Source organism: Rufibacter glacialis (assembly GCF_008271745.1).
Taxonomy (GTDB): Bacteria; Bacteroidota; Bacteroidia; order Cytophagales; family Hymenobacteraceae; genus Nibribacter; species Nibribacter glacialis.
This window is the reverse complement of record NZ_VKKZ01000020.1, coordinates 718,962-733,655: the sequence shown is the minus strand read 5'-3', so window position 1 is coordinate 733,655 and position 14,694 is coordinate 718,962. Positions and strand designations below refer to the sequence as shown.

Sequence of the window (14,694 nt, the reverse complement as noted above, 5' to 3'; positions counted from 1 at the left end):
TCAACATCAAGAAGCTGGAATCCTAAGTAATATGGACATTCATCAGACCTTCAGGAAACGAAATAATCAAATTCACCTTTAGTAAGCGAACAGCTCAATCCTTAAATCAATGATTGATTTGAATTCGCCTGTTGGCCAGTTACTGAGATTTTCTTTTTCTAATTTGCTCCTTACTTTTCTGAAGCCCAGCGGAGTATTTCACCTTATTAAAGTTCATTTTGCTGGTATAAAGCGTTTGTAAGGAGAAGTACTTATCAGAGCGAAACTATAACACACTAAACAAGCAATGATAGAACATTGCTAATCCTAGCATTAGTAAGATCAAGTTGCGTTTTGGTTTTCTACTTTTGACGTCTCACAAACCATCCTATGATTTAATAGATAAATTGAGTTATTGGGATAGCTTCGTAAGAATGTTAATCATGCCCTTAAGGCTCATTCTTTTAATAGAAAATCAGTTAAAGGGCATAGATATAAAGTTATAGTACTAAAAATAAAGAAACTTTAAAGGAGGCTACTTTTATTGCCACACATAAAACAAAATGAGCCACTGATACTCAGCGGCTTATTTTGTTTCTGTACCCTCTAGCGGGCTCATGTCGAACTTTTTCATAGATGAATTGGAAAGTATCATCTGTTTCTATGATGACCACGAACATCTGTTTATATAGACTTAGGGGTGATTTTTAGGTCTTTCCTTTTTGTGCTGAAATAACTAACGCTCCTTTCTGCTGAACACATCAAAGACAGTCACTTTTAAGGTTTTAAAATTTGCAGTGATTTATAAGGGGGGACTTGACTATGAGAGTTTGAATGAAGCTTCTTCCTTATAGCATAAATTTTGTTCCTGATGTTATTACTAATTAACTTTGCACCAGAAATGAAATTCTTGAACAGCATACTTCGCCTTCCTTTCTTCAGTACCTATTACGCTATAGTAGATGCTCGGGAAGGGTATGTTCATACTTCAGTTCTAAAACTACTGTAACAAAGGATATTTACATAACCAGAAGCCCGAGCAGCAATGCTCGGGCTTTTTTTATTTATGGGAAAATGGAAACAATCAACAGATTAAAAGAAAACGTGGAAATCATCCTTCCCCAAGATGGGTTGGAACAGAAATTGGAGCAGGCTAAAAATGAGAACCGCAGTCTGGTCATAAAGTTAGGCTTTGACCCAACTGCACCAGACCTGCACCTCGGACACGCTGTTGTTCTCAAGAAGATGAAGCAGTTCCAGGATTTCGGGCATCAGATTGTAATACTGGTTGGAAGCTTCACTGCAACAATCGGAGACCCGACTGGTAAGAACAAAAGCCGAAAGCCCTTAAGCATTGAAGAGGTGCAGCACAACGCAGAGACCTACATCAGCCAGTTATCAAAGGTGATTGATGTTAGCAAAGCCAAGATTGTCTTTAATTCTGAATGGCTGGACAAACTTTCTTCCAGTGAACTAATACAGCTACTGTCTAAAGTTACGGTTGCCCAATTGATGCACCGCAACGATTTCAACAAGCGGTTTACCGAAAACACGCCTATATCTATGCATGAACTGCTGTACCCAATTCTACAAGGGTTTGACTCGGTTAAACTGAACTGTGACGTTGAGATGGGTGGAACAGACCAACTATTCAACTGCACCATGGGACGGCAATTGCAGGAGACATTTAATCTGAGTCCACAAATCGTCATGTGTATGCCTTTGCTGAAAGGGTTGGACGGAAAAGAGAAAATGAGCAAATCGCTTAACAACATCATTGGTCTGACAGATGAACCTACTGAGATGTTTGGCAAAACCATGTCTATTCCAGACAACTTGATTTTAGAATACCTGGATTTGGCTACTGACTTTTCACCTGAAGAAAAACAAGTGGTAAAGGAAAGGTTATCCACTGGTGAAAACCCAATGGACATAAAGAAAGCCATTGCCAAAAATATCATCTCGCAGTACCATAGCAAGGAGGACGCTGACAAAGCAGAACGGTTTTTCCAAAACCAGTTCCAAAACAAAAAGTTTGACGAAAAAGCTTTCACTCCCGTTGCCATCGAATCACTGGAAGCACAGAATACTGCATTAGCCTTGATTAACCTATGTCAGAAATTGAAGGCTGACATGACTAAATCTGCACTAAAGAGATTGATAGAAGGTGGGGGTGTCCAGGTAAATAATGACAAAGTCATGGATTCCTTCCTGGATATTGAATTGGTGGCAGGTACTAAAATCAGGATAGGTAAAAGAGACTTTTATGAATTGTTATAAGTTTTCTAACCTTAAGGATCTTAGGCAACCCTGCTTGAAGCTTAAATGTCCCCGGAAATCAAGAAGGCCTTGCAAACTTTCGTTTACAAGGCCTTTTGAGTACCCAGAGCCGTTCTTCTATGGGTTTTTAATGGTTGTGACTCTCTTAAAATGTGCGTTTATAAAGCCTAATGTAGGTTGTAAACAAAATTTAAGATATGTTAACATATTTTAGCTAATGTTTTGCCACCTATTCTGCCACCTCACATATTTGATATAGAAATAGTAGTGTATTGTTTATTAACATTATCATAAGTTTGTATTTTCCAGTTGCAAGCAATTTTAAACAATAGTTTTCCTAGTCAATTGCTTTGATAGCGTGTAACCCATCATCACTTATAAAGCTTTTAAAGCACTTATCATGGACAAATTCAGCATGAGTAACCTTGGCATCGGTGAGGCACTCATTATCTTAGGAGTTCTCCTGTGTTTCTATTTCCTTCCAAGTGTAGTAGGTGTTCGGAAGCGCAACTTCTGGGCTATCTTCGCAGTCAACCTGTTTTTCGGCTGGTCCTTCATTGGATGGGTGATAGCCTTTGTTTGGGCCTGCTCGAGTGACGCCATGCCGGTACAGGTAGTGCACGTTGGTGAGAAGCCTCACAAATCATTGGCATCCGAATTGGAGAGCCTGCGGGACCTCAAGGAATTAGGGCTTCTCACAGATGACGAATTCAGCAAAGCCAAAGAAAAGCTTTTGGCCTAAAAGGTGAAGGCTGGCATTTGGTAAACAGCTCATGCTTGGCAGCCTTAGTTTTACATAATCTCCATTATGCGCCTTTTGACAAAAGGCCGGAATTAAAGCAAGGGCCACCCCACGCACGCCGCTCGTTTGTCACCAGCCTGCTGGAGCAGGGCGCTGACTTGCGCTACATCCAGGCTCCTCGCGCATGCCGCCTACTCCCAGGATTAAATTGTGAGCTTGCTGGATAACCTCTGAAACTTTCCTACTTTAGGTAAAAATACATGGAGAGGCTTTGTCATTTTGCGCTATACTAAAAACAGCTGAATAAAGCACTGAACCTACTTCAATAAATAGTTCAGATAAACGGAATAACTCCGTTTAGCAATTAGTTGGCGGTCATTTAAGAAAGAAAGATACAAAGGATATAAGCAATGATTAAAAATAGAGCCGTACTTAATTCGGACACAGTAAACCGATATGGTTATAGATTTTCTGTTGGCGCTTTAGAAGACGCTTTAGAACAAAAAGCATTGGAAGGTGTGCCTACTTGTTTAGGACATGATATGCACAAACCATTAGGATGGACAATTCCTTTTGGCTTATACTTTGAACCCGGAATGTGCCGCTTAGTAGGAAATCAAATAATTGCTGAAACTGATGAAGAACAAAAATTTATAAATAAAGCTCACTTAACAGCTTTAAAGAAAAGATATCAAGAACAATGTTTACCGCACATAGACGAATTAAAAAGTCTTTTGGCCGGACACTTGACAGAAAACGCTACTTATCTTTATGCTGGTTGCGTATGTTATAATGAAAAAAAAATTGTTGAACGTGTTTTTTCAAAGTTATTTGAAAAACAAGACAAAGACGGCCTGATTTATTTATCGGATTTACTTCAACAGTTTACGTACAAAGGACACGGAATTTTCAAAGATAATGATTCCGAATTTGCAGTAATTGCCCATCAGTTTTTTCGTAAATCCTTATCACTTCACAACAATCTTAATTATTTTTTGATTGATGAATTAGTAAAACAAGTTAAAAACGAAAAAATAAAGGTCAGAATTTCACTGGACAGGAATTTAATTGGTCTTGCAAAAACTTACAATGACACTATTGAGTTAGAATATTGGCGAGGACCGCAGTTTAATAATGATGTATCAAAAATTAAATCAGGAGTTACTGTTTATGGAAGTAGTGAGTATCAAAAATTATACTATGGTATAAGTCAGACTGAATTTTGGTGGAAACATGAAGAAGGAAAACAAACTTTAGAAGTAGAAGAAGTAAAAGAACACCCGTCTCTGGGAATTGACAATGACAACTATGGCTGTCGTTATGTTCATTCTATTTTTGACGAAGCAACAAATTCTTTTGAGCATTTTGACGGAGCTATACGAATGTGTGACACAGAAAAGATGCTTAGTAGAATTGAAAATGATATCAAAAGTGCGGGAAAGCAATCTGAGTATACAAAGTTATTTAGGGTTGATGGTGAGTTGTCTATTGAAGATTGGAAATCATTGACTTGTCATTATTTTCAAGCAAACCCGTTAATACATGAATACTTTGACGAAGCCAAAGAAGAAGCAAATGCCCCCCACCTTATTGAAGAAAAAGCAAAATCTGTTTTCGAGGAATTAATTCCCTATTCAATAAATGAAGGAGACGGAATACGATTATTTGTTTCCTATCATGAAATTCAAAAGCGTGAAGATGATATTCATACAGAAAGATACATATCAGGGTATGATATCATTTCTATTGGAGAAACAAGTCTTAGAGTAATTGAGACAGATATTCTTGAAGTTGTTAAAGCTTTAAAAAGAATAGGTGAGAAATTAGATTTACCTAAAAATGTTACTCTTGCTAGTTTTGAGGATATGTATTGGAATATTCCAGCAATAAATCATGGAATAAATGAAAATACAGAATTTAATGTTTCTAAAACTTTACAAGCCTTAGAAATGATTTTTGCAGCTAAGGTTTCAAGAAACAAGGATACTGTTGCAGCATTTACTTTAAGTTGGGAAAGACAAGATGAAAAGCAAGTATCGGTTTCTGTAATGGGGCACTCCGTTGATATTTTAAAATGGTTAAATGAAAATAAGATAATTCCAGTTGATAAGAATAAGTTTAAAAACTGGCTTGAAAAACAAAGTACGTTCATAAATAAATACCCTTTAAAGAGAGACAGTCCGCCTCTTTTTGAAATGGTTTGTGGTGATGGAGTTCAATACATTAGGAGGAGAGGAATTGCACCAGAAATCAAGTACCAATTAAAGCCTGACCAAAACGGAGGAATTATCATTGGATTTGCGTTCACTAAAGAACAGTATGACTTAGCAAAAGCTTATGAAACACGAAAAATTGATGTTACACCTGGATACTTACTTAAAAAGCAAATCTGCACAAAATGTGGCAATGATTATAAATATTGCGAGCATTCAACAAACTTAGATAACGATGTTTCGGTAAGTATTGACGACTTTCAACTATTAAATTTAACTTGGACAGACCGAAAAGCATAACAAAAAGCAACATTGGATAAATATTAGAATTAAATAACGGAGAGAACAAAAAACGAACCGCCAACATTGTGCATAAGCCATGCTTCGGCCGACGGCCTTGCACACCTCATGCACGAGACCGTTGTAGGCAAACTTGAAAAGCGACCATTATCTAAAATATGTTAATAACAATTAAATCTTACCCAGCCAAAAATGGAGATTGTTTCTTAATAAGTTTTGGGGAAACTGAAGAAGGGAAAAAGCATTTGCTTATTGACTGCGGCTATGTTGATACTTACCAAAATTATCTAAAGAAAGATTTAATACAAATTGGTGAAAGCGGAGCATCCCTTGAAAAGCTAATTCTGACACATATTGACGCTGACCATATTCAAGGAGCAATAAAGCTTTTAAAAGAAAACAATTCTAAAAAATTTGTAACAATTAAAGAAGTTTGGCATAATACGTATCGTCATCTCTGTGAACAAAAGGAAGTTGAAATAGATAAGAAGCAAGAGCGAATTTTACTACAGTTAATTCGAAGAGGATATCCCCAAAACGAAAGCAAGCAAGGAGAGCAAGTAATCAGTGCAGAGCAAGGTACAACAGTTGGTGCATTGCTTTTACAAGGGAAATACTCATGGAATAGCGATTTTAATAATCAAGTTGTTTGTATTGAACAAAAGTCCACAGTTGAACTCAATCCTGATACCAATATTTACCTTCTATCTCCTGACAAGCAAAAGTTAGAAAAGCTGAAAAAACTTTGGAATGATGAGTTGAAAAGGTATGGTGCTAATTTCAATTTGGGAAATTCGCAATTATATGATGATGCTTTTGAGATGCTTTTATCATGGGAAAAAGAGAAGGCTAAGGTAGTTCCAAAGCAAATTTCCGCTACAAGAGAAACTCTTGAAGAATTACTAAAGACGCCTTTTAAGGAAGATGACACTGCTACAAATGGTAGTTCTATTGCCTGTATTTTACAGATTCGAAACAGAAAATTACTTTTTCTGGCAGATGCCCACCCTGGGTTAATAGTTCAGTCTCTTAAAACATATCAAAACGAAGGAACAATAATCTTTGATTTGATTAAAGTTTCTCATCATGGCAGTTTTGGTAATATCAGCCGTGAGTTGTTAGATAAAATTGATTCAGAAATGTATCTTATCTCTACTAATGGTCAAAAGAATAATCACCCAGACAAAGAAACGATAGCACATATCGTTACCAGAAAAACAGATTTTCATAGAAAATTATACTTTAATTATATAACTGCTAACTCAAAATATTTTGAGAGGGAAGATTGGATGGAAGAATATAATTACTCAATCCACTATTTAGATCAGCAGCCTTATACTCTAACATTGTGAATGTAAAAATATTAAACCCAAAGCAAATAGAAGTAGCAACTGTGCAAGTCGATTGCGGAGGCAAGTCAGGTACAGCCTTTTTTGTTCCAACAGAAGGGGATAAGCAAGTCTTACTTACATCTGAGCATAATCTGCCTGAAGGTCACCCGATAAAACTATATCTAAATGAAACGGAGGTAGAAGCTGAAATTCTGGAAAGAATTTCAGATCGAGATGTTGCCATACTGGAACTTAAAAATCAATCTTCAATAATTATTCATACGCTTCCTTTAAAAAAAATAGAGACTCCCTACAATGAGCATTGGGAAACTTATGGATTCCCGAAACAAAGGGTAAACTCTGGTGGAAGATATACCGGTAATGTCTCTCGGACTAATGAAGGAACAAAATGGGATGTAGATTTAGAATGTGAGCAATACAACAATATTGAACAATTTGATGGGTTGTCAGGCTCGCCCTTAGTAATTAATGGGCATGTTGTAGGAGTTATTGGCTACGATACAGTAGGAACAATTGGCGCAACAAGTATCAGTAGCATTGCTGAGGTTTTGAACAAGCACCATATCATTGTCACTATCGAAAAAGGGCATTCTATACCAGATTCGATAGAAAGTGATATATCAGATACTACGCCAAATGAGGAAGTGTTGCAAAAAATAAATAATGTAATTGCAACGCAAATTGATGGGAGTTATTTTTTGGTAAGTGGGAGCCCGGGTTCAGGCAAAACTACTATAGCTGCTCAATTGGAATTAGTGGCTGACAATCATATTATAAGCGACCGTTTTTTTGTAAAGGTTCCGGAGAGCGAAGAAATTCCAACACAAATCAGGGCGACACCGGATTTCTTTATGAGATGGGTAGAGGAAGTTTGTCATCGTACCCTATATAACAGTCCGCCACCCAAACCCAAGGCTGAAAAATCATTAAATGACAGGATAATAGAAATCCACCAGGCGATACAGCAGTTATCCTTGCATTATCAACAACAAGGGAATATAGCCTTTTTGATAATAGACGGTTTGGACGATGTTAGCGAATCTAAAATAGATAACTATCTCTCCGTGTTGCCTGTTAAGTTACCTCCACACATCAAGGTGATTTTCTCATGTACATCAAAAGAGTTATTACCTAATGCATTCCAGGCCGCAATAGATGCATCAAAAGAAATTAAGGTTACACCACTGTCAATTCAGAATGCGGAAAAATATCTTTCCGAGCATGTAAAAGAAAGAGGGCTTAACACAAAACAAATAGCTGCACTGGCAGAAAAATCAGAAGGACATCCTCTTTATTTAAGGTATTTGACCAAGTATATTTTAGGAGTGGACGAAATACCTTCCATTGATGATTGGATCAATTCAATTCCTGTAATTGGTGGGGAAATAGAAAACTATTATAACAAAATATGGCTGCAAATAAATGATCACCCGGAAGAAATCTGGCTTGCAGCTACTTTATCAAGGTTAAGAGTATCGGTAGATAAGAAAACCTTATCAGAAATACAGCCCGAAGCTACGAAGCACAGTTTCCTGTCAAGCTTTAAGAAGATCGAACACTTGTTAAGAGACAATGAAGCGATAAGTATATATCACACCTCTTTTTCTGATTTTGTAAATAAAAAGACAGATGCAATAGACAAACAGGTACATAAAAACATAAGTAATTATATTCAAAGACACTCTCAGACAAATTTTAGCCTGTCTGAGAAAGTGTATCACTTGGCACATGGAGATGAGCAAAGCAAAAGAAATGCATTAGATGAATGCAACCAGGCATGGATTGATGACTGTGCACTGAACAGTATTAACCCTGATATTGTTTTGGCAGACGTTAAAAATGTAATTGGTCTTGCCGCCGAATTGGGGATAGCGCACAAAGTCATTTCTTTATTGCTTCTTTCGCAGCGGGTAAATTTTAGGTACAATACACTTTTTCAGGAAAACGCTATTTTTCTTGTAAATGCTTTATTGGCCTTGGGCAGACCAGAAGAAGCAATAAGGTATGTTGTACGCAATAAAACGCTAATCACTGCTGATGGAGATGCATTGTACCTTCTACAAAAATTTTACGAGTATGAGACAGATGAAGAAGCTGAAATCTTATTGAATGCGATTAATCAAACCTGCAGAAATATAATTGAATCAGATCTGAAATCCGATTCATTCAATCGATTTATTCATTTAAAATGTAGTGCTGTTACACTGTCTTCAAATGTAGATTTTAAAGGAGCTTACCGTGAATTTGGCCATATTAAAGATACAGCCATTAAAATGATTGAAACAAGCGGGAATCCACCAGAAGCAGTTCACAAATTTAAAGATGATGTTGGCTCGTATAATAGTGGTTACTTCATTTGGCGATTTAATATACCTCCATTCACAAAACTCACAGAAGACAAATTTAAATTTGATGAAAAGTCAAGTGGCTTTATCGCATTGAGTATATATCATGCATTAGAATTTCAGGAAAAAAGCCCCATTGTTAAAACAGAAGACAATATCCCTGCTTGGATAGAAGATTTAGAGTACGTGATTGACAAGTATGGTACTCATCCTGATTATCATTTCTTTTTACTTTATATTCTATTGGGAAGATCAAAGAGGTTTGATCTCATTGAGAACCTGTACACGAACGTCTTTCTAGGTGCTGAAGAATTCGATTTGCGAAAAGAAAATGGCGTTGACTTAAATCATCAATCCATACATCGGTTTACACTCTATGCAGAGTGCCTTGGGTATTTTGATGCTGAGGATCAATTTCCGGCACTTTCGCAATATGGGTACTCATACAATTGGGAAGAAAATATAAAGTCTGTTTTTAAGTATCTATGTTTCCTGACAGGAAAAGTAAAGCGTTATAAAAGTGATGGCAGGAATGAAGAGGTTAAACAGCTTCAGAGCAAGCTAACTGTTCTGATTGAAAAGCTAATTCCAGACTTAAGGGATAGGATGAATTGGAAGAAAAGCTATGCTCTTCCGGAATTAATTTACCCGGTCATCTACAAAAGCCTTATTCATTTATTAATGGATGCTTTCACCGATTATATTCCTGTTTTTGTTGAGCAGATAGTCAACAAGAAGTCATATCAGCTTGGGCTTTACACCGAAGGCTACACAGATAGCTTGTTTGTTATAGCTAGGGAATTAGCTAAGGAACCCAAACATGAGGTTACGGCCTTCAAAGTAGTAAAAGTGTTAGAAGAGCATATTATAAACACTATAGAAAATAGATGGGAAAGAAATGAATACCTGTTGAGATTAGTTGAATTGTATGCGCTCCTGAAGAATCATGATAAAGCTAAGCAAGTTTTTAAGGAAATGATTGATACCTCAATGGGGCCATCATGGTATAAAGAAGCCCAATTGGGTATAATAAATACTGCTGTTACGAATATTGTCCCTAAAGATGGTAACCTATCCTACCTTCAGGAGTTCGCCGCGCATCTTCATAATTCATCCGGCGAGATGACATTTCAACGATATGTGAAACAGCAGCAGGAAGAGTTTGTCGGTGACCTAGCTAAAGTAGGTTTTTTAAATAAGTCAATTGAGTACTTCAAGTACTTGTTGCTTCCGGATCATCAAACCATTATTACCAATGCCGAATCGGGGTTAGTTGATATGCCTTACACAGGCGAGGGATATATATTGGGAGCCAGGGCAATCGAGGAGCAGAGTGCTATAATGAACATGCTGCGGAATATTGAAGATTCAGGGTCTCTTATCGTTTGGGGACTAAGTGAATTGTTTATGCTTGGGGACGATAGATATATCAGAGGTTATGCAAAGATTCAGGCAGGTATTCTGAACCATTTAGAAAACAGCGAGCCAGGAAAGTTAGACATAGTATTCAAACGTGTGGCTCGGTTTGTGGTTGCCGAAATAAGCGATGAATTTCGTTATGAGTATCTGCGGGAATTGTTTAGCGAATTAAGCACCTCAAATTTTGATAAGGTGAAACCGTATTTGGAAGCGGTTGGAATGCAACCGACTCAACCTTCAAAAGAAGAGACTGAAGAAGAAAGAAAACCTTCAACTCCTAGACGAGAAGAGAAAGATGCTCTCGACGACCTAATTATTGCAAAAGAAGAAGCACAGCGGAAAATTGATACAGAAAATAAGAGCGGTGCAAGAAAAGTAATAGCCGACGCATTGCAAAAAGTTCAGGATGAAAAATATGGGGTATGGTCATTTAACTATTCCAATAAAATTAATGACATAAGAAATCTTTTTGCTGAAACGTACGATAACTCAGCAGAATTTATCAAAGACATAAAACAACTGATTATTAATGAGCCCTATTTTGAAGAATGGGTAATTGCTAACCAAATTATTTCATTGCTTCGGAATATAACTGATGAGCACGAAAAGCAGTTGATCTTAGAAGCTGTTCTGGAGCATATTAATTTGATGGTGAGGACTAGCCGGCATTTTTATGACCGGTATGAATGGCTGAATAAAGGAGCCGATAAAATAAATACCGATGAACAAGATGATCATTTACTAAAGTTCCTTATTTGGTTTTTAAGTCACCCTTCATTAGTTGTAAAAAATCGAGTTATTGAAACCTTGGTTTGGCTCGGCTCTATTTACCCAGGCATTATTTTGCGAGCAATAGTAAAGGAAATACTTAGTGACTGCTATAGCATTTCAAAAGAACTTTCCTCTTCTGTTATTCATCAACTCTCAAATTTAAATCCCAAAGGTTTTGCCGAAAATCTTAAAGCTGTTTTAGAAGAAAACGAACAAGAGCTATTAAAGATTAACCACTTTATGATAAGAGAAGCTATTCTTGCATCTCTTACCGAGCTAAAAAATCTTGGACTTACAGATCTGGATGATTTAATTATAAAGTTTGAGCAAACGTTTACTTCAACTAATAAAAGCAAGGGTGAAATAGTATTTGAAGAAGAATATTTGGAACCGATAAGTGACCCCTTATATGAGCTTAATGAGCTAAATATTTTGACCAAACAATTTGCTGAAACATTGTTGGGACAGGTAAAAGGATTAGCCCCATTATCTATTGAGGATAGTCAGAAAGCAAGTGGGTATATTAATCGGAGTTTTAATGACCATAACGACATTTCTCTTATTTCGGATTTCGATACTCTTTTGAGATATGCTTTAAATGTCGCTGTTTACACTTGCACTACACTCAGTGACAGAGAGAAAGTTGCTAATATACTAAGGTTTTATCAGCCAACTTTCCCGGAAAACACCTTGATACCTCAGTTTAATAGCAGTACTGAAAGTTTTGAAAATGCTGTAAAAGATTTTTTTGAAACCGGAATTATTGCTTTTGACAAACTATTGGTTAACAATGAACTGCCATTGAACTATTATGCGGCAGTACACTCGGAATCTCGCCGGAGCGCTAAAGAGAAAATAGAACTCACAGCCTACCTGATCCCAGTAGCAAAATTCTCTTCAAAACACCCCTCTTATCCCCGGCCGACTTTTGCTGCGAATAGTTATCCTAGTACTGTTTCGGAGGAAGAAGATGTAATTCCGCTATTTATCAAGAGTGAATATGCAGGTAATGTTGCCGGAAGTGAGTTGGTTCCGGCTATAATGAATGCAACGTTAAATACTCTAATTCCAAATTTCAAAGACAATACTATATCGGTATACTGGCGAAAAGGAAGAAATTGGGATAACAGGGAGCAAGGGGTAGCTGAAAATACAGGCTATTATACAACAGTAATAAAAGGCAAAATAGAAACGCTGAAATCCGAGTATAAATTGATTTGGAAAATATATTACGGATATGACCCTAAATACGTTGATGTTTTTGAACAAAAGGAAATAAAAAGATGATTACTCCAAATAATAGGAAGGATTTTGAAAGGCATATTAACATCCTTGTTGAAAGCATTGAAAAGAGAACATTTCATCTGCCGCCCAGTCGAAGAATGCTAAATAGCTTGCTAAACGCCAAAAAATTGCCGAATAGACGTACTAATTTTTTGACTATTGACGAATCCACACGGCTGTTAGCTAATTCATTAGCAAATTTTGAGAGACCAGAATTTAAAAACAGAAATAATGCCAAACAGTAGGAGAGAATTTGAACGTAATATGTTTTTTTTGTCCGAAGGTTTTGAAAGAGATCAGGTGAAGATTAGTCGCTCTAACATCAAATCAATCAAAGGAATAAAAAATGCCAGACTAGCCCCTAACAGGAGAGCTAACCTTAATACAGTTGATGAAATGGCCCGGTTGATGGCAAATACAACTGCCAATATGGTGCAACAAAAGGAATTTAAATCAAAGGAAAATGGAGAAGATTAAATATGGTATGCCTCCGCCTAAAGCAAGAAGGGAATTCGAACACAATCTTTTTTCTATTGGCAGAAGATACAAATAGGATAGTTGAAAGTGATAATGATGGTTTAATCAGGAATTTTATATGGGCAACATATCCCCATATAAAAAAATATAAAAAACCATCCTAATGGACGACTAAATTTTTTAACGATAGATGAAGGAGCACGCTTACAAGCTAATATGAAAAAGTGGATGGGGGAAAGTGAAGTAAACTAGATTAGTAATCTTCGAAATATAAAAAAAAAGCCTGCCTACAACATTGTATAAGCGTAATGCGGGCTGAGCGGCTAAAATTAACCATTATTGCTTCTAAGAAACTTTGCGGTTGGTGGACAGTTGAATTGCTCCGAAACCCGCACTACGCTTATACCTGATCGTCAAGACACGCATAAGGTCGCTTACTGAGGCAAGGTGCGAGAGCCTTTCGTTAGGCACTGCCTATTCATAATTTAGTAGTATTAACCGCTGACTTAGTGAGCAGTACTGACCTTCCCATCCTACAAAGTCTATCTGTTCCCCCAGGTCTGCCCCTTGGGCTCTTATAAATAATGATCCTACTTTCTGTCTCGTAAAACGGCCATTTTACGGGATAGGATTATGCCCCCACCTTTATCTGCCTAATTTTCTGTGAATTCGTCTCTATTTGCCATCTCAAGAATCAAAATTGAATACCAATTTTTGAGACGGATTAATGAGACAGCACTTTGGATGTAGGCTGTGCCGCTTGCTACCGTCCATAGAAGAAAGGCAAGAACCGAAAGGCAACGGATTGGTCAACGTAAAAGTCAACACCCTGGTCAACGCAACAGTCAGCATGGATTCACCTGCTCGCTGTCTCGCAAGCCGATAAGATTTAAGCGCATTTACCCGTTTTTAGAGGCACAGCGGACATTTCTTGTTTATATTCTTTGGTATAGCCATCATAGCTAATTGTATTTTTGTCTGGGTTTGAAGCTTTGGTCAACGTAAAAGTCAACGTAAATCCAATCTCTGTCAGGAACCTTGGCCTGGTTACTGGATATATACCTCCTTAGTGCTGACTTAAGAGTTTGAAGGCTCTCTTAAAGGCAGGACCGATGAGCACAAGATTCCTACTTACTGGTTGTTTAATGTATAAGTCTGCAGTGATTGTACAAAGGGGTAGTCAATCTTTTTTGGGTTACTTTAATAAGGCGCACGCTATCCATTGTACAACGCCTTGTTATATGTTTTACTGAAGAGTAACTGATAGCTTTTTATAAAGAAAAGCAATGCTTTTTGAAGTTGCCTCTGAAGTTTCCCTAGAGTGGCCTTAAGGCCGCTTTATGTTTATAGTCAACGGCGCTCGCATGCCATAGACTCCACATTTAGAGCCTAGGCACTATGGTTGTAGCTATGGAGATTGTCTTTTAAGAGATTAATAATCAACATGTAATATTGAATTTTCAAGATTAATTGCAGCAACCTTTTAGATTGTGATGAAAAAAAAATGAATAAGTTTGGATAAATGTTTATAA

General features: G+C 37.1%; 7 protein-coding genes. All 7 read left to right on the top strand.

Annotation, left to right across the window (positions count from 1 at the left end; genetic code table 11):
* Nucleotides 1-1,053: 1,053 nt before the first annotated feature.
* The 7 genes from tyrS to avs1c (FOE74_RS11255) all read left to right on the top strand — a co-directional run bounded on the left by tyrS (nt 1,054) and on the right by avs1c (FOE74_RS11255) (nt 13,162).
* Complete coding sequence (tyrS, locus tag FOE74_RS11280) at nt 1,054-2,259, top strand: tyrosine--tRNA ligase (RefSeq protein ID WP_149098691.1); 1,206 nt, start codon at nt 1,054-1,056, stop codon at nt 2,257-2,259.
* A 400-nt stretch (nt 2,260-2,659) separates the two neighbouring features.
* Entirely contained in the window at nt 2,660-3,001 is a 342-nt protein-coding gene (locus FOE74_RS11275; protein ID WP_225840774.1) for a superinfection immunity protein, read from the top strand.
* Nucleotides 3,002-3,411: 410 nt separating this feature from the next.
* Entirely contained in the window at nt 3,412-5,514 is a 2,103-nt protein-coding gene (locus tag FOE74_RS11270) for a hypothetical protein (RefSeq protein ID WP_149098690.1), read from the top strand.
* Between the two features lie 158 nt (nt 5,515-5,672).
* Nucleotides 5,673-6,866 (top strand): AVAST type 1 anti-phage system MBL fold metallo-hydrolase Avs1a, encoded by a 1,194-nt coding sequence (gene avs1a, locus FOE74_RS11265; RefSeq protein WP_149098689.1) that lies wholly within the window; start codon nt 5,673-5,675, stop codon nt 6,864-6,866.
* Nucleotides 6,863-12,688, top strand: a complete 5,826-nt coding sequence (locus FOE74_RS11260) for a S1 family peptidase (protein ID WP_188686625.1) — start codon at nt 6,863-6,865, stop codon at nt 12,686-12,688. The genes avs1a and FOE74_RS11260 overlap by 4 nt, the downstream gene beginning before the upstream one ends.
* On the top strand, nt 12,685-12,930 hold the full coding sequence (gene avs1c, locus FOE74_RS21700; RefSeq protein ID WP_372427404.1) for an AVAST type 1 anti-phage system protein Avs1c: 246 nt from the start codon (nt 12,685-12,687) through the stop codon (nt 12,928-12,930). The genes FOE74_RS11260 and avs1c (FOE74_RS21700) overlap by 4 nt, the downstream gene beginning before the upstream one ends.
* Nucleotides 12,887-13,162, top strand: coding sequence for an AVAST type 1 anti-phage system protein Avs1c (gene avs1c / locus FOE74_RS11255; RefSeq protein ID WP_149098687.1), 276 nt, complete (start codon nt 12,887-12,889; stop codon nt 13,160-13,162). Before avs1c (FOE74_RS21700) ends, avs1c (FOE74_RS11255) begins: the two co-directional genes overlap by 44 nt.
* The last annotated feature ends 1,532 nt before the right edge of the window (nt 13,163-14,694 follow it).